This is a genomic window from Bradyrhizobium sp. WBAH42 (assembly GCF_024585265.1).
Classification (GTDB): Bacteria; Pseudomonadota; Alphaproteobacteria; order Rhizobiales; family Xanthobacteraceae; genus Bradyrhizobium.
Window position 1 is genome coordinate 4,305,335 of the sequence record NZ_CP036533.1, and the last position, 22,392, is coordinate 4,327,726.

Consider the following 22,392-nt stretch of genomic DNA (forward strand, 5'->3'; position numbering starts at 1 on the left):
CTTTGGCCGAGCGGACTGGTCATCTTCGCATTTCGAAGAAATTGCTGGATTAAACGGCCGCACGGGGGGTTGTTAGCGATAGGCAGGGGAAGCATGCACCGCACCAGAATTGTCATCGCGGATCGACATCCGATCGTTTTGCAAGGGATCAGGAGCGTTCTTGCGACGCAGCGTGATTTCACGATCGTTGCGTCCTGCAGCGATGGTGCAAGCTGCAATGAGGCAATCCGATTCCTTGTGCCGGACGTCGCACTTGTCGACTCTGCACTGCCCGATGTCGGCCGGCAGCTGATCCTCGCTCGTGCGAACGATTCAGGCCCAGGACCCGCGGTAGTCTTCTTCGCCGGTGTCGCGGCCGATTGTGAGTTGCAAAGGCTGGCCTTGGAGGGCGGCTGTATCGTCCTCTCGAAGGATTCGGATGCCGAAATGCTGGTCTCAACCCTGCGGAAGGCCGCCCAGGGCCAAGCAGCGGTCTCGCCGAGCGCCTGGCCAGCCAAAGATGAGGCCCGCCCCGATGAGAAGCTCCTGACACAACTGACGGACCGGGAGCGGCAAATCATGCGGCTCGTGTCGGAGGGTCTATCGAATAAGGAGATTGGACGTCGGTTGAACCTTGCCGACGGTACGATCAAGGTCCACCTTCATCATATCTTCCAAAAGCTGGACATCAGCAATCGCACGGTTCTCGCGGCATTGGCGATTTCGCGAAACGAGCTGCATGCCGCGTCACGTGAGATGGATCTCCCTGATCTGTTGCGTCAGGATCCGGCGAGCGTGAAATGATGAGGGTGTCTGGCTTCTTCCGGAGTGTGCGCGGGGGGTGATCGTGGCGCCAGATGCCCAGCCATGTCGCTGCAGGCCTCTTCGGCCTCGGCTAACGTTCGAAAGGGCGAGCCGCCAATCTTGATTGCGGCCTGGTTTTTGTGGAGCGGACGCCAACTCGCCAAATAGCCGGCGCGTCCATGAAAGCCGGGGCCTCTCGGGCTTCCGAAGCTGATCACGAACGAGAAGCCGTCGCTGGTCGCGCTCCAGATCTCCATGTCCCGGACGGACCGATGGAATTGCAGTGGCATCGTCATGATCCGTTGCAATCGAGCCCTGCGCTCGACTTCCGTTAAACACAAATTAATCGCATTAAATGGCGAGCGCAACTCCGAAACGGCACCTGACAGGCAGGAGTGAGCCAGGAAGTGCAAGAACGAGCACGGAAATTGCCGACGATCAGTGATGGCGCACGTTAAATAACGTCAGCGGCATAAAGAAAATTATCGGTTGAAAGTGTATTTAATATATAATACCGTAAATAGAATTTTAAACCAAGGAGAGCGTGTTGTGACCCGGGACGGTAACGAAGATGACGACCGGCGGGCGTTTTTGAAAACCTGCGGAAGGTTTGCGGCCGTGACACCCCCAGTGATGACCCTGCTTCTGTCCACTTCCCTGACCTCAAGAGCCATTGCAAGGTCGGGGGGGCTGCATGGAGTGACGCAGAAGGACGCGAGGCAGTCGTCGTTCTTTGACAACGACCGGTCGTCCGTATCAGGGCCGGGGAGCTCCAGCGGCGGGTCATCTGGGGGCGGGGGAGCCTCTGCTGGATCATCTCGCGCCGGAGGAGCAGCCGGCGGTGGCGGATCCAGCGGTAGCGGTGGGTCTGGCGGTGGCGGAGGCAGTGCGAAAGGGCCCTTCGCAACCGGCGGCTCTGGAATTCCAAACGCAACTGGAGGGCTCGATTGCGCAGACGAAGAAAACGAGGAAAAGCGCAAGGCCGATTGCCCGGGAGCTAACACGAGGATTTCGAGTGCGACCGAGTCCGGCCGATAGCAGTCTTCTCAGCCCATGCGTGAGCCTGCGGGCCACCGCATGGTTGGCAGGGCTGGACCCTTTCTCCCTGCCTAAATGCCCGGCCGAGTGATCCCTTGTTGCGCCGCAGCAACGCGTTGGCGGATGCAGCATGCCAAATGTTTAGTGCTGTTAGTGCGATTGTGCCGCAATTGCATAGTTTTCCCGACTCGTCAGTGGGGGACTGCTCCTCAAGACGTCGATCAGGAGGCGTGTCATGAATAGCCGCGTTCGAGCGGAGGGGCCTGCCGCTATGCTGCGCGAGCGTCTCGAGGCGCTGGTCGCACAGCTCGCGGAACTTGAGAGGCTCAGAGAGCGGGTAGGTCGAGAGGAAAATCTTCAGCGCGAGCTGCGTAGGGCGGGCGGCGCCTATAACCGAGCTCGGACCGCGAATGGGCGTTCCAGCTTCGCATAGGCAAAGCTCATGCCTGTGCTGCTTAGTCGCGAGAAGTCGGGCTGTTGTGACGAGCATCCCGAGGCGAATGGGTGACGGACTTCTCGTCCATCGTTCGCTTCGGCCGGGGAGCCCGGCCGCAAAGCTGCAAAAATCTTGAACTCGCTTCTACGCAGGATTGGGCGTTTGCAGCGGCCGAGCCTCACGCGGTTTTGCCGATTGGCGAGGGTACATGCGGTGTGGTTCGCGAAAACGAACCGGTTCACCGGTTCTAAGAGCCTGTCCCGGCTATTCGGCTGCCAGGCGAGCGGGAGGCGCTCCGCGCTGAAGGCCTATGAACGAGCCCGACCGTGCTCTGCGAGACTATTCGATCGATTCTGCGGCTCATGACCTTGTAGCATTCGCATGCCATGGCTTCGAGCCGCGGCCGATCGATTTCGAGTTGGCCGCGTCGATTGGATCTTAGTGCTCTTGATGCCCGCATTGTGCTCACGACATGTGTGACGGTGGTGCGGCGGACGCCCAGCAATTCCGACAACGTTTCCTGGGTCAGCGGGAGGAGATCGCTGCCATTTGCCCGATCGTGAATGTGAAGCAGCCAGCGCGCCAGGCGGGATTCGACGGAATGTAATGCGTTGCAGGCCGCCACGTGCTGGAGTTGCGTCAGCAACGATCTCGTGAAGACCTGCACCATGGCTCCGACGGGGGCGCTGCAATGTTGCGCCGTGAGGAATTGCGCGGGCGATATTTGCAGCGCGGCCCCCGAGATGCGAACAACGGCCGTCACGGGCGAGTGGGATGCGCCAAGCGCTGTGGTCAGACCCACAGCCCCTTCATGGCCGACTATCGTCGTGGCGACCGTCTGCCCGTTCGGCAGCTCCATGATAGTGGCTATCGCGCCGCTCAGGGGGAAGAGAAGATGCTCGATCCGATCGCCTGATCGGACGAGCACCGAATCGCGCTCGATCACGATCTTCCGCAGATGAGGCGCAAGCAAAGCAAAATCCGCTGGCGGCAACGCTGCTAACAACCGATTACCAACCCTGGTCGCGTGGTCCATCATGGGATCGACCCCCGACGGATGCCCGGCGCGAGAACTCATGCCGGCTCGTCGAACTGCTCGCCTGCGTGCAGCTCAACAGCAGTTAACTGGCAACCACAGATATGGTTCCCAGGTTGAAGGCGGATGCCAATCGCACGGACGGCCTGCGCCCGCGACTCCAGCTTGCGTCAATGCAGACCTGTCGCGGACGCGCAATCAATGCTGTCGACTCGCCGACGGCAGCCTGCGCGGCGGCTGAACAGCGTCCCAGCCAACGATCATTCTCCGAACAGCTGATAGGCCGCGAGTTGTGAAGCGCGCCAGGTGCGGATCGCGAGCGCGCTCTGAAAGTCTCGTCTCAGGTCGAACAATTTCTAAGGTGGTGTTCTGGCCCCGGGACCAACAGTGTTGGAATGACGGCCGTGACGCGTTCGAGGTGCCCATTCGAAGCCAACCAACGGCGTGGCGTCGCTATACTGTTCGGCAAAATGAACACATTCGGCAAATGTGCACATTTCCCGCTCGAAACTAACGATTTTAGATATGGTTAAACTAATTAAATCTCTTTCTTTATTCGATTAGTTGTATTTTAATGCCCTCACTCGGTCTCGGCTATATGCCGAAGGACATAGACGGCCGGGTCGAGGCAGGGTCCATGTTAGACACGTCTGCGAAAGAGCGGATATTCAAGCGCATCCGGCTTGTGATCGTAGACCGACAGCCGATCGTTCTGCAGGGGCTTAAGTCGGTTCTCGGGGCACAGCCGGACTTCGACGTTGTCGCGTCGTGCAGCGACGGGACAAGTTGTATCCAAGCGATCCGGAATTTGACACCCGACGTTGCACTTCTTGCCGACACCCTGCCAGATCTGACGGCATCCGAGATCCTCGCCATTGCGAAAGCTGAGCGCCTGCCCACGCGCCTGGTGTTCTTTACAGATTCCGACACGGACCACGATCTAACCTCGGCCATCGCTGCTGGCGCGTGTCATGCAATCGCGAAGTATGTCGCACCGGACGCTATGCTGCGATCACTGCGACTGATGACGAAGCGTAGCTTTTTGGAGCAGTCCGACCTCTCACCAACCGCAGAGGAAACTGACAGCGGCAAAAACGAGAACCTGCTGGAGCTATTGACGCCGCGCGAACGTCAAATTGTACGACTTGTGTCAGAAGGAATGTCGAACAAGGAGATCGCGCACCAGCTAAACGTTTCCGATGGAACCGTTAAAGTACACCTGCACAACATATTTCAGAAGCTTGAAATAACCAACAGGACGGTGCTCGCCACCCTCGCATTGCTACAACGCCCGTCTGGGTTCGGCATGCTCTCGCTGGCTCTCCTGGCGGTCGCCATTGCGGACGAACTTAAGGCGTCGGAGGCGAACGACCTGCTTCCGCACGACGACAGTACCGGCTCCGCAGCGGAGCATGCCGAATATGAGCTCTGGAAGCGAGCTATTCTCCGTCACGTCATCGTCGCGGACTCTGACGAAAAGCCGTCGCTCACTCAGAGAGGTGTCCTGGTCGGGGCGAGCCAAATCTCGACCGCGGCATCGGCAATAGAAGCGCTTCGCACCGCCGAGCAATCCGCAGGCGTGAAATCGTGGAAGGACTACAGTTCTGTTGGATCAAGCACGCCCGGTTCGGCCACACCTTCCCTGCGAGGAATGAACGACGCGCAGATTGGCGGTGAGTCCACCGCGGAACATCTATTCTCGCGGCTTACATCCAATCCGACGTTGGTTCACGGAGGGTATGGTACTTTCGCCACTCTCACCGGTGCGTTGATCTACGCACTCAGCGATCCCCATTTGGCATTGCTGTCGCATGACCCGGCCAAAGCGCCGCTCGACAGCTTCGTGGACGTTACCGGATACAAGGCGGCCACCAAACTGGCTGCGATCAGCAATGCCGACGATAATCATGTAGACGATTCAGTCCAGGGTTTCCGTGCGCACGATTCTCGCCTGTCTTCCGCGTTTGTGGCCGCTGAAAACGAAAGCGCCGCCGGAGAAGGGGAGACCCTCCAAAAACTTGCTGGCCTCGTGCACTTCGGTCACGATGCCGGGAGTGGCGGATATAGTGGCGATAAGCTGATGGGCGGCAACGTCGCTGAAAACGTCGTTCATCGCGACCCGACCGATTCCGATTCTACCTCTTCCGGCTCTGTCTTCAACTTCGCGTCTGGGCCGAGCAGGATCAATCTTGCGGCCTTCGGAGCCCTTGCCAGGCTTCATATGACAGCAGCAAGCAAGTCCATACCGCCACACACCATCGCTTGGATCTTCGACTCCGCAAGCAATGAAACGATCGTCTATGTGAATGCGACCGATCATGTTCTGAAGATCGGAGATCGCGACCTGTTGGAAATCCATCTGCAGGGGGGTGTATCCATCGCAGAATCGGATTTCGTCGGCCAGCCGACGGCCGCGGCCGCCGCTCTCACCTTGGAGCAGCTCGAAGAAGCGCTGACATCGGTGACTGCAACCGAAACTGTTCTGAGTACGGACAGTGTCCATACAGTTATCGGTACGAGGGAGAGCGCATTCGGGACCGCTGGAGTCTGGGACATTCTGGCTGATGTCGACTGGAGGACCGAATTCGCGCCGGCCCGCACAACGGAAGAGAGAGTCGATCGGGCCGACGGGTCGGCTCGAACATCACCGATCGTGCTTGCTCATGCTGCGGCAGTCACGGCAGTTGAAAGTCTTACATTTATGAGCCAGCGGATCGATGCAGATACCGGTCCTAGCATAGCCGGTAGCGCGGGCGGCAGTAACTCACAGCATGTTCTGGAGCCATGGCCTGCAAAGGAAACGGGGGCGGAGCAGATAGAAGCTGGCTTCATACCTGGGAGTGATGTCGGTGATGAGAACGCGAATCAATCCCCGGCGTCGGACCCTTCGGGAAGGTCAGCGAAGACGGCAGAAACAGACCGCGTGGAACATGGCAATTCGGTGCATTCAACCTCTACAAACGCACCAGAAGCAGCCGAGTTTGGTGAATCGAGCCCCGCGACAGCGCACAGGGACGACCGCGAAGGGGCGCGGCACGCTCCCGAGCAAATGTCTGAAAGGGCGGGCGCCAGAGATGTGGCTGAACTGAAGTCCATGCCGGGTAATCGCGCCGGCAATGACAACGCGCATGATTCAGTGGCTTCGGACGATTCGTCAGGGCCAGCGAAAACGGCCGAACCAGGCGGCCTGGACCACAGCAACCCGCACGCATCGGAGCGAGAGTCTGCAAAGGCAGCCCCGGAGACGGCCAAAGTGAAGTCCATGCCGGGCAATCGCGCCGGCAATGACAACGCGCATGATTCACCGGCTTCGGACGATTCGTCAGGGCCAGCGAAAACGGCCGAACCAGGCGGCCTGGGCCACAGCAACTCGCACGCGCCGGAGCGAGGGGAGGCAAAGGCAGTCACGGAGACGGCCAAAGTGAAGTCCATGCCGGGCAATCGCGCCGGCAATGACAACGCGCATGATTCAGTGGCTTCGGACGATTCGTCAGGGCCAGCGAAAACGGCCGAACCAGGCGGCCTGGACCACAGACCAGGCGGCCTGGACCACAGCAACCCGCACGCATCGGAGCGAGAGTCTGCAAAGGCAGCCACGGAGACGGCCAAAGTGAAGTCCATGCCGGGCAATCGCGCCGGCAATGACAACGCGCATGATTCAGTGGCTTCGGACGATTCGTCAGGGCCAGCGAAAACGGCCGAACCAGGCGGCCTGGACCACAGCAACCCGCACGCATCGGAGCGAGAGTCTGCAAAGGCAGCCACGGAGACGGCCGAAGTGAAGTCCATGCCGGGCAATCGCGCCGGCAATGACAACGCGCATGATTCACCGGCTTCGGACGATTCGTCAGGGCCAGCGAAAACGGCCGAACCAGGCGGCCTGGACCACAGCAACTCGCACGCGCCGGAGCGAGGGGAGGCAAAGGCAGCCACGGAGACGGCCAAAGTGAAGTCCATGCCGGGCAATCGCGCCGGCAATGACAACGCGCATGATTCACTGGCTTCGGACGGTTCGTCAGGGCCAGCGAAAACGGCCGAACCGGGCGGCCTGGACCACAGCAACCCGCACGCATCGGACCGAAGGTCGGCAACGGCGGCCACGGAGACGGCCGAAGTGAAGTCCATGCCGGGCAATCGCGCCGACAATGACAACTTGCATGATTCAGTGGCTTCGGACGATTCGTCAGGGCCAGCGAAAACGGCCGAACCAGGCGGCCTGGACCACAGCAACCCGCACGCATCGGAGCGAAGGTCGGCAACTGCGGCTACGGAGACGGCCGAAGTGAAGTCCATGCCGGGCAATCGCGCCGGCAATGACGACGCGCATGATTCACTAGTTTCGGACGATTCGTCAGGGCTAGCGAAAACGGCCGAACCAGGCGGCCTGGACCACAGCAACTCGCACGCGTCGGAGCGAGGGGAGGCAAAGGCAGCCACGGAGACGGCCGAAGCCATGGCCATACCGGGCAAGGACGTTGGCAATGACAATGAGCATCATTCCTGGACTCCGGCGGATACGCCTGGGTCCGCGAAAATGGCAGAGCCCGGCGGCGTGGAGCACAGCAACGAATGGGAGCACTCGGCCTCTGCCCACGGGCCGAAAGATGACGAAAATGCTGCAGCGGCCGGTAGCGCGGACCGAGTTGGCACGCAAAATGTCGCGGAGCCGGAGCCTGCAAAGGCGGCGGCAACCGCCGAGTTACCTGAAACTCTCTTCACATCCGAGAAGGGTGTCGGCGATGGCGACAATCATCGTGCATCGAACGCAAGCATGTCGGCAACAGCGGCCACAGCTGACCTGCAGCACAGCAATTCGGGATACAATTTACCCTCGACCTCTCCAAACGCATCAGCAGCAACCGAGATTGCCGAATCGAGCGCCACAAGAGGCGATGGCGCAGGGAACGGAAACCCGCAGCACGCTACGCAACCTGCTGCGATCGCATTAGCGGCCGCACAGCCGGCTAACGCTGCGTTCGAGACCGGCGGCGCCGATCAAGAACGGGTGTTCCGATTCGATAGCGACGCAACTCCTTTCACTCTCATCGTCAGAGCTGAACCTAGCGAGGTCCACATTCCGCTCGATCCACCCGTCCAGCCCGGTCAGGTGGCCACCCCCGATATCCTCGTCAAAATCCTCCCCAATGCACTGGACGAACATGCGGCCAACCACGGCAATAACGGTCCGCATCACGCCACTGTACCTGCGCATCATGACCTGCTGATTTGAAGTGTTGCATTGTCGTCGACTCAAACCGAGCAGGACGCAGGGCCGATGTTGAACAGCCTGTTCCGTATATTGGTCTGTTGATATGCGGCCTGGATCCTTATCCGAACTATTCGCACTGGGGCTTCGATGATGAGCAGAAGGAAGCCTCTCGCATCGTGTTGCGACCGCATGGCGACCAAATTCGATGAGCCGCTCCACGGCTTCTTCGACGGAAACGGCCGTCATGATCGAAACTCCCGTCGGCCGAGATGGGCTGAAGCGCGGTAACGTGCGGATGTTGGCGATCTGGGTCAAGGCTTCCGGATCATTCCGCTCCGGCTGCGTCGATGCCGATGCTCTCGAGTGTCTCGCGCCAGAGCTTGCGAACACCGACGTGGCGCTGCTCGAGGGCCGCGCTCACCGCATCCCGGTATGGAGCAAGGTTAGGGCCTCTCAGGAACAGGATCTGCGCTTGCAGCAGCCGGCCGCTCTCGAACTCGATGCGGCGCAACGCCATGACGAAAGGATCCTGCGGATTGGCTTCGACCGGGACCAGCGCCGCCGGCCGGATAGCGGCGTGCACGGCATGGGCGAGCGTTGCGAGGTGAACCGCCTGGGCGAGGGGAGGGTCCGTGATCTCTGCGATCGGCGCAGGAAGCCAAGCGGTCTCCCAGGTCATCAGCATGTATCCCAGGGCAACATCCGGGACCCAGGAGGTGGCGCGCATCAACAGGGAGACGATCTCGGTCTCGCGATAGAACTGCGCGTTCAATTCGGTCTGCCAGGCCGCTTCAAGCCTCGCCGGCAACGCGAGGGCAAATTGCCGCGCGAGGGCACCATGCGCCGAGATCAGGAGCGCCGCGACCCGCGTCTGCTGGCGCGGCGGGATGCGGCCGTCAGGATCGAGCGGGCCGAGGAAGCCGCTCATGGCATCGCTCTTCTGACCGGGATGGCACGCAGATGGTCGTAACCGTCTGGAAACGGTGTCAGCTCCCCACCGGGCTCGTCCGACGCCACCCAGACGGTCTTGTTGCCCTGCCATCGCCCAGCCAGCACGTCATCGGCGAAGCGCGCCAGCAGGTCCGCCGTCAGCGCGCCCTTCTCCAGCGTGAACGCGTGATAGGCCTTGGGAATGATCACCAAAGAGCTGTTGGGAATCTCGACACGCAAGGTTTCGTGGAGACCCCGCGGCGTGAGAAAGTCGAACTCGCCGTTGAGAATCATGGTCGGAACGGCGATCGCCGACAGCCGCGGCGTGAGCGGCTGGAAGTCGAGGAAGGATTCCATCAGGTTCTGCAGCGCGTAGACGTCGTTGACCAGCCAACCTTGCCGCTTCACGCTATGGATCTTGTCCAGCAGCGGCTCCAGCCATTGGTCCGAGAGGTTCATGGGCAACAGGAGGTCCTGGAGGTAACTTGTGCCGCCGAGGATCAGCGCGGTCCGCAGCGCATTGCCGAGCAGCAAGAGTTGTGGCGACAGCTCCGCAAAGCAGCTCATCGGCACGAGCCCGGCCAGTCGCTTGCCCTGCTCGATCGCATATCGCAGTGCAATCAGGCCGCCAAAGCTGATCCCGCTCAGAAAAACGGGACCGTCCCCCAGCTCGTCGATCAGGAGGCGCAAGGCGGCGACCTGGTCGTCCTGGCTGATGAAGAGCCTCGGCTTGTCGGAGGCGCCCTGGCCCAGCAGATCAAAAGTCGCAACGCGAAAGCCTCGCGCCGCCAAGGCCTCGCGATAGGCGCCCCACAATTCGGAATATTGCGTCAGCCCGTTCACGAGGACATAGGCCGGCGCGCCCGCCGGCCCGTCGAGCTCATAGCGGATCCGATATGAGCCGAGGCTGAGGAAGGGCATCGCGAGGGTACTGCCGGTGTTTTGATGCCCGCGATCCTCGATCCCTCCGAACGGATTCCATTGAGTTAGATCAAACCTCGCCCGGCCGCCCTGCCTAGCGTTTCAGAAAAATCTTCCAGGGAGGACTGCGTCATGGCCGGACAAGACGCGATGAAGCGCTGCTTCATGAGCCTGATCGTGCTGCTGCTCGGAACGGCGATTGCAACCGCACAGCCTTTCACGCGCCGCTCGTCGCAGGTGCAGCATGATGGGCTGAAGAAGACCTACGAAATCGCCAACTTCCGTCTCGGCGGCAAGTACGACCTGTCCGATCCCTCCAAATGGGAGAACGGCGGCGAGGGCGGCGTCACGCTGGAATCGCTCGGCGCCGGCAAGCTGCGCACCGCTTACATCGCCGTCGGCAACGCAAGACGCAACGCCGCCGGCGAGATCACCAATGCCATCGTGATCAACTCCTATTATTCCGGCGATTCCACCGACATGTATGAACAATGGGTCAAGGGTGCGGCGTTGTCGGGTGGCGTGCCCATCATCGGTCCGGGCCGGCCGATCGACACGGATCGCTATTATGTCATCATGGTCGATCCGCTCGGCACTTGGGGCGCGAGCAAGCCGTCCGACGGACTCGGCATCAAGTTTCCGCAATACAGCTACTACGACATGGTGCAGGCGAACTACCGCCTGCTGCGCGACGAGCTGAAGGTCGCGCGCGTCGCACTGGTGACCGGCGTCTCGATGGGCGGCACGCAGACTTACGTCTGGGGCGTGATGCATCCGGAATATGTCAGCGCCTTGATGCCGATCGGCGGCACGACGCAATCGGATGGCGACGATCCCGTCGGCAACTGGACCTTCCAGATGATGACAGCCGCGATCCAGGGCGATCCGGTCTGGCAGGCAACCAAAGGCGACTATTACAAGCTCCCAAAGGAAAAGCATCCGGTGCCTGGCGTGGCCTTCGGCTGGTCGATCCTCGGCATGACGGGTTATGACTTCGCCTTCCGTACGACCCAGAATTGGGCGGCGGTACAGCCTGAAATCTTCTATTGGGATCCGCCGAACGAGAAGGCCGGTCTCAACGTGACCAACCGTGCCAAGCTCTACGATGCCGTCGACCTCGTCTGGCGCAACAGGGTCGGCGAGACCCATAACGTCAATCCCTATCTCGGCCGCATTCAGGCCCGCACGCTGGTGATGCACATCACCAACGACCTCTGGCTGAACTTCAAACTGGCGCAGAAGGCTGTCGATCGCGTGCCCGGCGCTGATCTCATCGCGCAGGAGAGCCCGGTCGCGCATTATGGCGTGTTCCCGATCATCAACCAGCGTAAGAACGATCCGAAGTTCGTCGCCTTCATGGATGACGTGGCGGCCCTCGATCGCGCCCAGAAATTCGTCGACAAGAATTACCGAGTGCCCGACGTCGCCCAGACCATCGATCCCAAGAAGTCGTTCTGGAAGGCCTATGTGACCTATCCCTATCCGGTCAAATTCGGCAGTGCCAAGGACAAGAGCGGCAATTCGTGGGAAATCGGCTACATGGACGAGTATGCCGGCACCGATAAGGATCCGAAGGTGCTCGTCATCATCCACGGCAAGGGCGCGTTCGGCGGCCATTACGGCAACATCATGCAGTACGCGCTGCGCAGCGGCCTGCGCGTGATCGTGCCTGACCTGCCGCATTACGGCATGTCGGGGCCTGGCAATCTCGACAAGAACCCCGCTCGCACCATGCAGGACATGCGCGAGGTGATCTACGACCTCGTGGTCAACCAACTCGGCGTCAAGAAGGCGTACTATCTCGGTCACTCGCTCGGCGGCCAGTTCGTCGTGGGCTACGCCCTGACCTGGCCGGATGCGGTGCAGGGCCTCGCCTTGGAAGCGCCGTCCGGCCTCGAGGAATATCCGCGCGAGATCACCATCGCCAAGGACAACAAGGCGCCTCTCTTCGCCGACGGCCTCGGCCGCGACTTCGACAAGTGGAAGCAGGTCTGGGACCAGACCGGTATTCTCGCCGCGGAAAAAGCGCGGAGCGAGCAGAACATCCGCGACTTCTTCTACTTCAAGAAGCGTGATCCCGACACCGGCGTGGTGTCGGCTGCGAAGAGCGGTTACTTCTTCAGCGACAGCGAATATGCCCGCTTCCATACCGAGCAGCGTGTCGGGCTGACCAAGGGCAACCCGAAGGAGCTCGATCAATGGTGCAACGTCTTCATCTTCGACATCTACACGATCGGTGCCGAGCTCCAGCAGGATGACCCGAAGAACCTCTATGAGCGGGTCACCCAGATCAAAGCGCCGATCTTCCTGGCGTTCGGCGACAAGGAGCCGTTCATTCCGACGCCAGCGTTCAACGGGCTGACGGACCTCGGCCGCGACGTCATCACGCCGTTCATGACTCGTATGACCAATTCCGGCAACCGGCCGATGCTCAAGGTCTATCCGGAGACCGGCCACTTCATCCACACCGACAATCCGGTGGAATACGCGGCCGATGTCGTGGATTTCGTGACCAAGGGGGCGATCGACACATCATCGCCGCTCGGTACCGATCGCATGATCAAGGGCGCCGTCGTCTCTGCCCTGCCAGTGGCGCCGACTCCGCCCGGAGCGGCGCCGACGGCTGGCCTCAACAAGTAGGGCCCGGCGATGCCGAGGGTGCAGGCGGGCGAAGTCCAGCTCGGCTGGCGGGAGTGGGGAGGAGGCGACGTCACCGTCGTCTTCATCCACGGAAATCTCGCCAGCAAGGACTGGATCGAGCTCGCCGCGCCGTTGTTCCCGACCGGTCTGCGTGTGGTTGCAATCGATTGGCGCGGCTGCGGCGATAGCGACCGGCCGAAGCCGGCGGCCGACTATTCCAACTACTCCATGGCGCAGCACGCCGAGGACATGCTGGCGGCGCTCGATGCGCTCGAGATCGGCTATTGCCATCTCGCGACGCATTCCACCGGCGGCATCATCGCGGCCAGGATGCTGCTCAAGCAGCCGCAGCGCTTCGGCCGTGTGTTCGCGCTCGATCCGGTGACGCCGCTCGGCATGGCCTTCAATGCCGACCAGATCGGATTGTTCAGGGCCATGATGGCAAGCAAGGAGCTGACGCGGTCCGTAATGGCGACAGCCGCTTCTTCGCTGTTTGTCCCGGAGAGCATGGGGCCGAACATGACCCCCCGCTTTCGCGAGGGGCTAGGGGAGATCCAGGCGCTGTTCGACCGGATCATCGAACAGACCTTCGGCGTATCGGACGGGATCTGGATAGGCACGCCGGTGAACCTGACGCGGGAGAAGGAGAGCCGTGAGTTGGAGCGCCGTATGCCCGAGATCCGGCACCCGCATCTCGTGCTGTGGGGCGAGTGCGATGGCTGGATTGCACCTGCTGACCTCCGCACCATGGCCGAAGCGATGCCGGTTTGCCGGCTGGTGATCATGCCCGGCATCGGGCATTCGATGAATCTCGAACGCCCGGCGCTTTATGCCGGCTATTTCGGGGCGTGGTTCGGCGGACTTGCCGCGTAGCAGCCGCGCCAGAGAGGCAGTGGGATCGAGCGATGCTTGAGGATGATGTTAGAAAGCGCTAGGAGGTGCAGGTAACATGCTCAAGTCGCACCTTCTTCGTCGCAGGTAAATCGTTGAGATTTCGATATAATCGCTTCTCCGTCGCCCCCATGATGGATTGGAGCGAGAGTTCAAGTTTTTCAATCAGTTAGAAGAACGCGTGTGCACGACGTGTGCACCGGGAGATCAAGAAAAATCTTGTGAGAGCCAATGTGAGCGGGGCTCCGAAGCTGGCGGGGCGCGTCTGATCAGCAGTGGGCATGGGCGCTCGAGCCACTGAGGGCGCCCGTTCCGTTAAATTAGATGGTTTAGGGGCGCAAAGCGGACGTTCGCGACGGCGCGAAATGGCGCCGTCTAGCTGAAGCTATTGGGACAGACCCGATCTGTAGCGGCAGTGTGTATTAGCCCGCCTCAGAGATCTGCCTCAATTTGAAGATCGTGCCGCGGCAATGCGTGGTGGCCAATCGACGAATCACCGCTCCTCCAAACGGGAATGACCAAGGCGTTGCGGACTCTAAATTTTCGGCGGGGTGAGGCGCGGCTGACGTTAGTAACTACGGTTACAAGCTACAGATTTGCTCCCCGCTACGAGCGGACCCGAAGGGCAGGGCACTACGTATTGCTCAAATCGCAGAATTCGGCCGAACGCTTTCGATAGCGTTTCGATATCAACCAAGCAGACGATGGCTGCTTGCAGCGCATTGCCGAAGTCATCGGGAGTGACTGCCCCGTCTTCCGTCACCCCCGGCAAGACCCGCCGCAAACTCCTCTCCGCCATAGCGCGACGCCAGCCGTCCCGTGTTGGCAGTAGCATGGTCGCCGACGCAATACGTCTGCTGGCGCAGCTCCGCTAGCCCATTTCAATGACTGAGTTGCAGAGGGCGAGTGGATGAAGTCCGGAAAGATCGAGACAAGGCTCGTTACCTTCGAGCGGCCATAGGGGGACGCCAAACAGCTGTCAGATAAAACCCTCGATGTATGCTCTGACCGCCCAAGTGTCCCCAACCGCGGCGGCACAGATGCCGAATGCATGGATCTCACGAGGCATCGAGCAGCTCGGGCTTTTGAGGATATCCATCATCATCGATAAACAGCCTCGCGTATCCGGCCGGCGCTCAGAAGCGCGAGAGCGTTTTCCTTGCTCTGTTCAAGATATTCTTCTCGCGTTAACATCGAAGCCTAGACCCAAGGCGAATGACGTAAAACAGATTGTTCTTTAGTGGCTTGGCGGTCAATCCCTTTAGAATGCCAGCGGCCGAGCCCCCGACGGATGCTGCCGCGCGATGTCTGCTTTAGGGTCAACCTGAAGAATTCAGGTCGAGCAAATTTGGTCCGCTCTGCCGTCATGAGCGGACCTCCGTCAGGCGAGGCGCGACTTCGCAGATGGGCCCAATAGGAGACATCCGCACCGCAGAGGAAGTCAAAGAACTTGCCTTCTTAGTCGCCCGTTGGGGTGATGCGAAACTCAACTACTTCGGTTAGGTCGCGCAAATGTTTTGCGAGTCGTTCGGCGTTGAGCCTGTCGCGGCTTTTGATGGTCATCCGGTACTCAAACTGCTGCCCACCTTCGCTTAATCGCGATGATAAGTTGGCAATCGTAAAACCGTGATCGCCGATCATCTTGTGGACCTCGCTTTCTCCCATCACCCGATCCCGCGCAAAACGCAGCATGTGGTGAGCATAGAACTCGCTCGGCAGTCGCGCCTCGATGAGCCTGAATAGCGCGAGCACCATGAGAGTCGCCAAAGCGCCTACGAAGGCAGCAAACCAGAACCCAATTCCAACCAAAATGCCGATAGCGGCCGTGACCCAAATGGACGCGGCCGTCGTTAGTCCCCTGACAGTCAATCCCTCTTTGAAGATGACGCCCGCGCCCAAAAAGCCGATGCCAGTCATGATGCCTTGGGCCATGCGGGTGGGATCGGTGCGGATCGCGTCATGCTCGAGCAACGTCATCCACTGATGCTGGTAAACCGTGACGATCATCAGAATAGAAGAGGCAATGCAGACAAGGGAATGCGTTCTAAAGCCTGCTGGACGTCCGTGAAACGTGCGCTCGAAGCCGATCATCGCGCCAATCGCGAGGGCTCCGGCCACTCTGACAATAATCACCAGTTCGTCGTGACCCATGGCTTTAGCATCTTGGCCGGCAGGCTTACACAACCTCATGTTCATCTCGATTCAGATGCGAGCTCTCGGCGGGCCGTCGATCAGCCACGCAATCGTTTTGCGCGTACCCAGGCCTGCCGTAGATATCGCTTTCGGGCTTTAGGGGCATCAACTTTGACGCCCCAAACCCTCACCACTTGCTTTGAACAGCCAGAAAGCTCCGCGATCTCTTTGTAACTCGCGAGGCCGTTCCTGAGCATGTAAAGCGCAGCGGACTTCGTAGCGTCCCAATCCGGCCTGCGCGTTTTCACCAATAGCCCATGGAGAATATCCGACTGGATAAGAAACCAGCCTTGTGGCGGGAATTCAAAAGGCGAGAAGCAATCAAAGCCACAGAGAGGTGCGGCTCCTGCCGCCCAAAGTAACGCTAACACACTGATCGTGCACGCCAAAGCGCTATTGACGGCCAACACCATGAGCCAATCCGCAGGGAACATCATTTCGCACTCGCAAAACGAAGTGCTAATTCTCGACCCAGAGCCTGCTTCCAGGCAGAGGCTGCCTTTGCCAGCCGGCATGATTCTGTTCGGGCCACCTTCAGCGTTCGCCAGAACGGGAAAGTTGTCACCGGCGACCTCGGCCGCTTGGCCACAGGATGATGACGCCGATGACGATCGGAGCCAGCCCAAAAGCCAAGGCCACCCAGAACATGGGTTCTTGGACGATGTAGAAGATCTCGAGCATGCGTAAGCATAGCTGCGCCTGAACACGTGGTCACGACGTGTCGGTTGGCGCCGCGACCTTCGTGGTCCTTCGATCTGCATGCGGAAAAACCCCGCCTCCAAGAGGAAGCGGGGTTTAAGTTAGAGGAAGGTACTTGCTTGGCCAGCGCGTACCCCCGCGCCAACGCTACCATAGGGTATGCATCAACTGCCAGTTTGACAGCGAAAGCCTGTCAGTGCCCACTGCTCGGGATGCGCACACAAAGGCCGCGCCCTTCATTCGTCTTGTCCATTGCCATAGCCCGTCAGGGGCGGCGCACTTCGAAGTATGTTTTGCAGCCGCGCTCGAAGCCTGCCCCTTCATAGAAGCGCAAGGTTGTTTCACGCTTCGAACCTGTCGCCAAATGAACCTTATAGCAATCAGCACGCGCGGCGAGATCAAGAGCGTGCGCAAGAACCTGTCGACCCAGCCCAAGCTTTCGGTATGCTGCGTGGGTGACCACATTTTCAATCACCCATACGGTCTACCGCCGCGAGACAGGTTCGGCACAATGGCGAGAGTGCACGAAGAGGCGAGCAGATCTGCTGTTTGCGCGACAATCACGGTCATGAAGCTGGAAGCAATCAGGGTCGTCCAAACGCGCTCGGCTGTTGCCGCCTCCGGTTGAGCCTCATGCGGATGAAGGTGCTGATAAAGTTTCAATACCGCAGGTAGATCGCATTGCGTGGCGGCACGGATAATGATTTCGTTCATTCAATGACCACACAGGCAGGAGTTTGCCGCCGCAGAACGAGGCGCTCACTGAGTCCGCGCGTTAACCCCGCTATTGAGGAGGTGAAGGGCCTCTTCATGAAGTCCGGCAGTTGCTGAAGCTAAGACTGGGCCACCCTCCTCGGCCCTTTCCCCGTCAATCCGCGTCACCACTCCGCCCGCCTTTTCGATGATCGGGATCAACGCGACGATATCGTAAGATTGGAGCGAAGGTTCGACTGCGAGGTCAATACGGCCAGCAGCGACCATCGCAAAGGCATAGCATTCGCCACCGTAGCGAGTCATCCGAACCGAGGCGGCAAGGCGCTCGAAGCCCTGCTTGAGCTCACCTTGATAACGCTCAGGCGAATTCGTATGCAGGATGGCCCGCGAAAGCGTGCCGACGTCTCGGGTGGACAGTCGCTGGCGCTTACCTGCATATTCGCACCAGGCTCCATCGGACGAGGCCCAGAAACGCTCACGCGTGAAGGGCTGGCTCATCATTCCCAGTTCGGCTCGGCCATGTACGGTGAGCCCGATCAGCGTGCCCCAGACAGGAAGGCCGCAGATGAAGGGACGCGTCCCATCTACAGGATCCAAGACCCAGCGGCAAGATCCGCTTCCGGTTAGACCAAGCTCTTCGCCCAGAATAGCATGGTCAGGATATTCGGCTTCGATCGCTGCTCGAATCGCAATCTCGGCTTGCCGGTCGGCGTCGGTCACCGGGTCGAAGTAACCCGCCCCCGTTTTGGAATCGACGGCAAGGTCGGTTCGAAAGCGTGGCAAGGTTTCGCGATCGGCGATATCTGCTAACCGATGAAGAAAATCGGCGCCCGGCAGTTTCGGCATAAAGTATCTCCAATCGTGCACACTCGCTGCCGTTGTATACGGACAACTGTCGAATTACATCCTAAACTTGCATAATGATCCCGCTGTGATCATGAAGGTCGCCGCCGACACGCCGCTAGAGCGAGACCAAAGAATGGACCGCGTCAGGGCTGGTTGCGAGGTCAACATAACGAGGCGGTCGCCCGACTTGGCGGAATCTCACCAGTTCGCGGCGACCAGAACGCGATCGAGGAGGAAGGCGAGCCCAGCGACCAGCACGAGCGCGGAGAGCGCCGTCACCGCCCGCCGCTCCCACGCGGCGCGCCGAAACCAGAGTAGGACCGGCAGGAAAGCGGCGATCACCGCTACTTGGCCCGCTTCAACGCCGAGGTTGAACGACACGAGCGCGCCGGCCAGGGCGCCCGGGGGCAGATCGAGATCGAGCAACGCGCCGGCAAAGCCGAAGCCATGCACGAGGCCAAACGCGAAACCCACGGCCCAGCGCCACGACGCCGTGCGTCTGAGGAAAATGTTTTCGGCCGCGACGTAAACGATCGACAGCGCGATCACCGGCTCGACGATCCAACTAGGCGGCGACGCCGCGCCGAGTACCGCCACGGCCAAGGTGATGCTGTGCGCCGCCGTGAAGGCGGTGATGACGGCGAACAAGGATCCGATTCCTCCGCCGCCCAGGACGAGGGCCAGCACGAACAGGAGGTGATCAACTCCCGTCAGGATGTGCTCGATGCCGAGCCGAAAGAAGGCGAAGACGCCGCTCCCGGCAGTAACCTCGGGCGCCGGGCTCCCGCTCGATGCTGCGACAGCGAGGCGAGCCTCGCGCCGGTCGCGTTCGAGGGTGTATTGCTGCACGCTCCCCAAGGCTTCGACACGGACAAGCGTGTGGTAGTCGTTGCCGAGCGCGTCGGACAGGTCGTCGCGCAGCAAAAGTTCGTGCGGCGGACCGGGGCAGGCGTAATCGACGATTACCACGGCGTTGGCGCGGTCTGGCGTGGGCGGCGTGACCGTCCCGGGCACCGGCTCGCACTTCACCCCGTTTGCGGAAATCGAGACTTTGCGCGCGACCAAATCGGCCAGCGTGGCGTAGCTTTCACGGCGCTGCGGCCATACGCCGGTGGCCGTCTCGGCGACGGCCGCCGCGAGCGCGTCGGGACCGAGCGTGAGGCTGTATCGGACAGTTCCGCCGGACAGGCTCACCGTGGCATAGCCCATCGATCCGGCGACGTGTCCGTGCGCTGTTCCGAGCAACAGCAGCAGGGCAAGAGCGGCCCACGGCGTCGCCCGATGGGGAGAGGCGGGCGGCGTCATCGCGCTTCCGCTCCAGTCATGACCTCGGCCCATTCGCCGCCGACGAAGCGGGACATCAGGTAGAGCCGCGGATTGCCATCGATGCGCATGTACTGGAGGTACCCCTCGGGGTTGAACTCACCGAAGCTGGCGGCAAGCACCAGATCGCCGTCCCTTCCGTAGAGCTTCACGGAGAGCCGCGGCGGGTCGAGGCCGAATGGCGCCGGATCGCTCCCCACGAGCCCTGCCGCCTCGATCTCGCGGACCGGCCCGGAATTGTGCATGATTTGAACGGCCTTGCTGACCTGAAGCCCTGCGGCGCCGATGTTGACGCCATCAGGCGTCACCCACTCAGTCTCGCCCGCACGGAGCAGGGTAACGCGCCGCGTGCCGCGGCTCAACTCCACCCGCTTGACCTCTTCGGGCACGCGCTTGAGCAAGCCCTTAGCCTCGAACCGAACGAGCTGGCGCTGCACCGGCATAGCGCCGCTCACCACCATCGCCGCGAGGTAGAGCAGCGCGAGCGCCGCGAGGACGGGATGCAGGACGTGCCGCCTCATCGCCACCGCCACCAAACAACGAAGCCGAGCGCGATCACCAGCAGCGGCATTGCAACCACGACCATGAAGAACACCGCGTTCGACTGCCGCCCGGTCAACGCGATCAGCGGAGGCACGGGGACGCGCGCGGCGACGGCAGTCGTGCGCTCCTCACGTGCCAGCCACCGGGCTACCGAGAGCAGAAGGTCGCTATTCGCCATATAGGGAAAGAACGAGTTGCTGGCGAAATCGCTGTCGCCGACGACGATGGCGCGCATGGGTTCGGCGTCGCGGTCTAGGCGCCCTTCTACGGCGACGCCCAACACGCGCGCGCCGGAGACCGGAGGGGAGGCCGCGTCCTTCTCACCGGTCGAGTCAGGCTCCACTTTGTGCGACGCCACCGGCTTCACCGGGCGCGTGTAGCTGTCGCGGCTGCTGAGCAGCAGCGGGGTGACGCGGAGGTCGCTCGCCGGTGGCAACAGCGTGATCGAACGGACGCCGGGATAGAAGGTGAGCGAGACCGAGCGCGTAACCGGATGGGGGTCGTACCCCGTGACCGCCACGATCTCGGGGTTGGTCGAGTAGTGGCTCAACGGATCGACGACGACATCCTGCTCCGGGCGGACGCCGAGCTCGGCCACAAGCCGGGCGAGCCCGGGTTCGAGCACGAAACCCAGGTCCAGCAGGAGAAGGGCCGACCCACCGCGCCGCAGATAGGCGCGCAAGGCCGCGCTCTCAGCCGGCAGGAACGTGGTCCGCGGATTGGCTGCGATGAGGAGCGTGCAGGCGGCAGGCACGTCGCCCTCGGTGGCGAGGATGAGCTTCCGCGCTTCATAACCCTGCGCTTCGAGCGCACGGCGCAGGCGCCCCGCGCCGTGGCCCGGCATCTCCACCACCTGCGAGCTGGCGTCGTCGTGGCTGTGGCCAGCGCCACTTTCCAGGTGCGTGTGATACTCGAAATTGTCCATCGGCAGCTCGCCGTGGCCCTCGAGGAAGCAGGCCGTAATTGCGCGCCCGCGCAATGCGCGCTGGATACCGATGGCGATCTCCGTCTCGTCCGTGCCTTGCACCAGCACCCGACGTCCCTCCGCCTCCACGACCGCGGCATTGTAGATCTGGATTGCCTTCTCGCGCGCCAGTCTCGGGTCCCGGTCTGGATCGACCGCGACGACTTTGAGCAGCGGGTTGCGCCGGGCCATGATCGCAAGGAGGTCGCGCGCGCGCCGCCCGGCGGGATCCTGCGAGCGATAAAAGTAGGTGACGGTTACCTCGCGGGAGACCTCGTCAATCGCCCGCATCGCCGCCCCTGAGGGCGTATAGACCTTCTCGCGAGTCAGGTCGAAATGCACGTCATGCAGATGCAGCGCGACATTGGCCAGCACCGCGGCGCCGAACGCGATGAGGATGACTCCGGCCGAATAGGCCCGCCCCCGCCAGCCCGCGAGCCCGGTCTGCAGCGGCAGCCTCAGCCCGGTCGCGAACAGCACCAGGACGGCGGCGAGCCAGCCACCAGCCCAGAGCAACGCGTTCCAGTCGAGCTCCGGGTGCTCCATGGCGTCAGCGCCGGGCCAGCCCGCGCACGGCGAGGAACAGCCCGAGCAGGGTCACCGCGAGGAAGAAGCCGAAATCCGAAGCGTACATGGCGCCGAGGGCGAAAGGCTGGAAGCGCGCCAGCAGCGACAGCCCGAGCACCCAATTGTCGATCGGCGACGGCAGCAACGCGGCCCAGGCGTCAATCGCCCACAGCATCCCGAACACGCCGAGCGAAACGACCGCGGCCACGACCTGGTTGGCGGTGAGCGCGGAAACGGCAAGACCGATCGAGACTAGGGCGCCGGCGAGCAAGGTGAGGCCGAGGTAGCCGCTGTAGATCGGGCCCCAATCGGGAGTGCTGAACCGCGCCAATATCAATGAATACACCAAAGTGAGCGCGACCATCGCGAGCAGCATGCCCATCGAGGCTGCGAACTTGGCGAGCACGATGTCGCCTTCGCGCACCGGTGCCGTCAGCAGCAGCTCGAGGGTGCCACCCCGGCGTTCCTCCGCGAACTGCCGCATGGTCACGAGCGGCACGAACAGGACGAGCTGCACTGCCGCCTGAAAGAAGACGTTCACCAGCGTCGCCTGCTTTGTGGCGATGAGCGTGACGGCGAAGCCGTAGCCGTTGAGCACAAGGAAAACGGCGATGACGGCGTAAGCAATCGGCGAGACGAACAGCGCGCGCAACTCCTTG

The 22,392-nt window shown here is 61.4% G+C and carries 16 protein-coding genes; 4 read left to right on the forward strand and 12 right to left on the reverse strand.

All coding sequences use genetic code 11. The annotated features are described in order from the left end of the window. Positions 1 to 93: 93 nt before the first annotated feature. Positions 94 to 783 carry a response regulator transcription factor gene (locus tag DCG74_RS19905; RefSeq protein ID WP_172789652.1) on the forward strand — a complete coding sequence of 230 codons (690 nt, stop codon included), beginning with the start codon at positions 94 to 96 and terminating at the stop codon, positions 781 to 783. Positions 784 to 2,504: 1,721 nt separating this feature from the next. Here the strand turns inward: DCG74_RS19905 and DCG74_RS19920 are convergent. Further along, positions 2,505 to 3,296 carry a Crp/Fnr family transcriptional regulator gene (locus tag DCG74_RS19920; RefSeq protein ID WP_172789655.1) on the reverse strand — a complete coding sequence of 264 codons (792 nt, stop codon included), beginning with the start codon at positions 3,294 to 3,296 and terminating at the stop codon, positions 2,505 to 2,507. A 634-nt stretch (positions 3,297 to 3,930) separates the two neighbouring features. Here DCG74_RS19920 and DCG74_RS19925 point away from each other — a divergent pair. Continuing rightward, positions 3,931 to 8,523: a LuxR C-terminal-related transcriptional regulator gene (locus tag DCG74_RS19925; protein ID WP_257187343.1), complete on the forward strand. Its 4,593-nt coding sequence runs from the start codon at positions 3,931 to 3,933 to the stop codon at positions 8,521 to 8,523. A gap of 304 nt (positions 8,524 to 8,827) precedes the next feature. Here DCG74_RS19925 and DCG74_RS19930 read toward each other — a convergent pair whose 3' ends face one another. After that, positions 8,828 to 9,430 (reverse strand): hypothetical protein, encoded by a 603-nt coding sequence (locus DCG74_RS19930; RefSeq protein WP_172789446.1) that lies wholly within the window; start codon positions 9,428 to 9,430, stop codon positions 8,828 to 8,830. After that, positions 9,427 to 10,353: an alpha/beta fold hydrolase gene (locus DCG74_RS19935; RefSeq protein WP_172789447.1), complete on the reverse strand. Its 927-nt coding sequence runs from the start codon at positions 10,351 to 10,353 to the stop codon at positions 9,427 to 9,429. Before DCG74_RS19935 ends, DCG74_RS19930 begins: the two co-directional genes overlap by 4 nt. Positions 10,354 to 10,485: 132 nt before the next feature. Between DCG74_RS19935 and DCG74_RS19940 the strand changes: the two genes are divergently transcribed. Together DCG74_RS19940 and DCG74_RS19945 are read left to right on the forward strand one after the other, a co-directional pair. Beyond that, positions 10,486 to 12,993 carry an alpha/beta hydrolase gene (locus tag DCG74_RS19940; protein WP_172789448.1) on the forward strand — a complete coding sequence of 836 codons (2,508 nt, stop codon included), beginning with the start codon at positions 10,486 to 10,488 and terminating at the stop codon, positions 12,991 to 12,993. Between the two features lie 9 nt (positions 12,994 to 13,002). Then, the gene (locus tag DCG74_RS19945) at positions 13,003 to 13,866 is read left to right on the forward strand and encodes an alpha/beta fold hydrolase (protein WP_172789449.1); all 864 of its coding nucleotides are present in this window, start codon (positions 13,003 to 13,005) and stop codon (positions 13,864 to 13,866) included. A gap of 1,476 nt (positions 13,867 to 15,342) precedes the next feature. Here DCG74_RS19945 and DCG74_RS19950 read toward each other — a convergent pair. From DCG74_RS19950 to DCG74_RS19990, 9 genes are all read right to left on the reverse strand, one after another. Next, positions 15,343 to 16,035: an MgtC/SapB family protein gene (locus DCG74_RS19950; protein ID WP_172789450.1), complete on the reverse strand. Its 693-nt coding sequence runs from the start codon at positions 16,033 to 16,035 to the stop codon at positions 15,343 to 15,345. 80 nt (positions 16,036 to 16,115) lie between these two features. After that, complete coding sequence (locus DCG74_RS19955) at positions 16,116 to 16,514, reverse strand: hypothetical protein (RefSeq protein WP_172789451.1); 399 nt, start codon at positions 16,512 to 16,514, stop codon at positions 16,116 to 16,118. A 527-nt stretch (positions 16,515 to 17,041) separates the two neighbouring features. After that, a complete protein-coding gene (locus DCG74_RS19960) occupies positions 17,042 to 17,251 on the reverse strand; it encodes an N-acetyltransferase (protein WP_306557861.1) in 210 nt (69 codons plus the stop codon). Beyond that, positions 17,248 to 17,490 carry a hypothetical protein gene (locus DCG74_RS19965; protein ID WP_246709098.1) on the reverse strand — a complete coding sequence of 81 codons (243 nt, stop codon included), beginning with the start codon at positions 17,488 to 17,490 and terminating at the stop codon, positions 17,248 to 17,250. The genes DCG74_RS19960 and DCG74_RS19965 overlap by 4 nt, the downstream gene beginning before the upstream one ends. Before the next feature lie 45 nt (positions 17,491 to 17,535). Next, complete coding sequence (hisN, locus tag DCG74_RS19970) at positions 17,536 to 18,336, reverse strand: histidinol-phosphatase (RefSeq protein WP_172789452.1); 801 nt, start codon at positions 18,334 to 18,336, stop codon at positions 17,536 to 17,538. Between the two features lie 198 nt (positions 18,337 to 18,534). Then, positions 18,535 to 19,641, reverse strand: coding sequence for a HupE/UreJ family protein (locus DCG74_RS19975; protein WP_172789453.1), 1,107 nt, complete (start codon positions 19,639 to 19,641; stop codon positions 18,535 to 18,537). Beyond that, a complete protein-coding gene (locus DCG74_RS19980; RefSeq protein ID WP_172789454.1) occupies positions 19,638 to 20,180 on the reverse strand; it encodes a hypothetical protein in 543 nt (180 codons plus the stop codon). Before DCG74_RS19980 ends, DCG74_RS19975 begins: the two co-directional genes overlap by 4 nt. Next, positions 20,177 to 21,712: a Gldg family protein gene (locus DCG74_RS19985; protein ID WP_172789455.1), complete on the reverse strand. Its 1,536-nt coding sequence runs from the start codon at positions 21,710 to 21,712 to the stop codon at positions 20,177 to 20,179. The genes DCG74_RS19980 and DCG74_RS19985 overlap by 4 nt, the downstream gene beginning before the upstream one ends. A gap of 4 nt (positions 21,713 to 21,716) precedes the next feature. Beyond that, the gene (locus tag DCG74_RS19990) at positions 21,717 to 22,385 is read right to left on the reverse strand and encodes an ABC transporter permease (protein WP_172789456.1); all 669 of its coding nucleotides are present in this window, start codon (positions 22,383 to 22,385) and stop codon (positions 21,717 to 21,719) included. Positions 22,386 to 22,392: the final 7 nt, after the last annotated feature.

What these genes read in the sequence shown, in the direction of transcription:
- DCG74_RS19905 (WP_172789652.1), top strand. Translation starts at nt 94, where the DNA reads ATGCACCGCACCAGAATTGTCATCGCGGATCGACATCCGATCGTTTTG.
- DCG74_RS19920 (WP_172789655.1), bottom strand. Translation starts at nt 3,296, where the DNA reads ATGATGGACCACGCGACCAGGGTTGGTAATCGGTTGTTAGCAGCGTTG.
- DCG74_RS19925 (WP_257187343.1), top strand. Translation starts at nt 3,931, where the DNA reads ATGTTAGACACGTCTGCGAAAGAGCGGATATTCAAGCGCATCCGGCTT.
- DCG74_RS19930 (WP_172789446.1), bottom strand. Translation starts at nt 9,430, where the DNA reads ATGAGCGGCTTCCTCGGCCCGCTCGATCCTGACGGCCGCATCCCGCCG.
- DCG74_RS19935 (WP_172789447.1), bottom strand. Translation starts at nt 10,353, where the DNA reads ATGCCCTTCCTCAGCCTCGGCTCATATCGGATCCGCTATGAGCTCGAC.
- DCG74_RS19940 (WP_172789448.1), top strand. Translation starts at nt 10,486, where the DNA reads ATGGCCGGACAAGACGCGATGAAGCGCTGCTTCATGAGCCTGATCGTG.
- DCG74_RS19945 (WP_172789449.1), top strand. Translation starts at nt 13,003, where the DNA reads ATGCCGAGGGTGCAGGCGGGCGAAGTCCAGCTCGGCTGGCGGGAGTGG.
- DCG74_RS19950 (WP_172789450.1), bottom strand. Translation starts at nt 16,035, where the DNA reads ATGGGTCACGACGAACTGGTGATTATTGTCAGAGTGGCCGGAGCCCTC.
- DCG74_RS19955 (WP_172789451.1), bottom strand. Translation starts at nt 16,514, where the DNA reads ATGATGTTCCCTGCGGATTGGCTCATGGTGTTGGCCGTCAATAGCGCT.
- DCG74_RS19965 (WP_246709098.1), bottom strand. Translation starts at nt 17,490, where the DNA reads ATGAACGAAATCATTATCCGTGCCGCCACGCAATGCGATCTACCTGCG.
- hisN (WP_172789452.1), bottom strand. Translation starts at nt 18,336, where the DNA reads ATGCCGAAACTGCCGGGCGCCGATTTTCTTCATCGGTTAGCAGATATC.
- DCG74_RS19975 (WP_172789453.1), bottom strand. Translation starts at nt 19,641, where the DNA reads ATGACGCCGCCCGCCTCTCCCCATCGGGCGACGCCGTGGGCCGCTCTT.
- DCG74_RS19980 (WP_172789454.1), bottom strand. Translation starts at nt 20,180, where the DNA reads ATGAGGCGGCACGTCCTGCATCCCGTCCTCGCGGCGCTCGCGCTGCTC.
- DCG74_RS19985 (WP_172789455.1), bottom strand. Translation starts at nt 21,712, where the DNA reads ATGGAGCACCCGGAGCTCGACTGGAACGCGTTGCTCTGGGCTGGTGGC.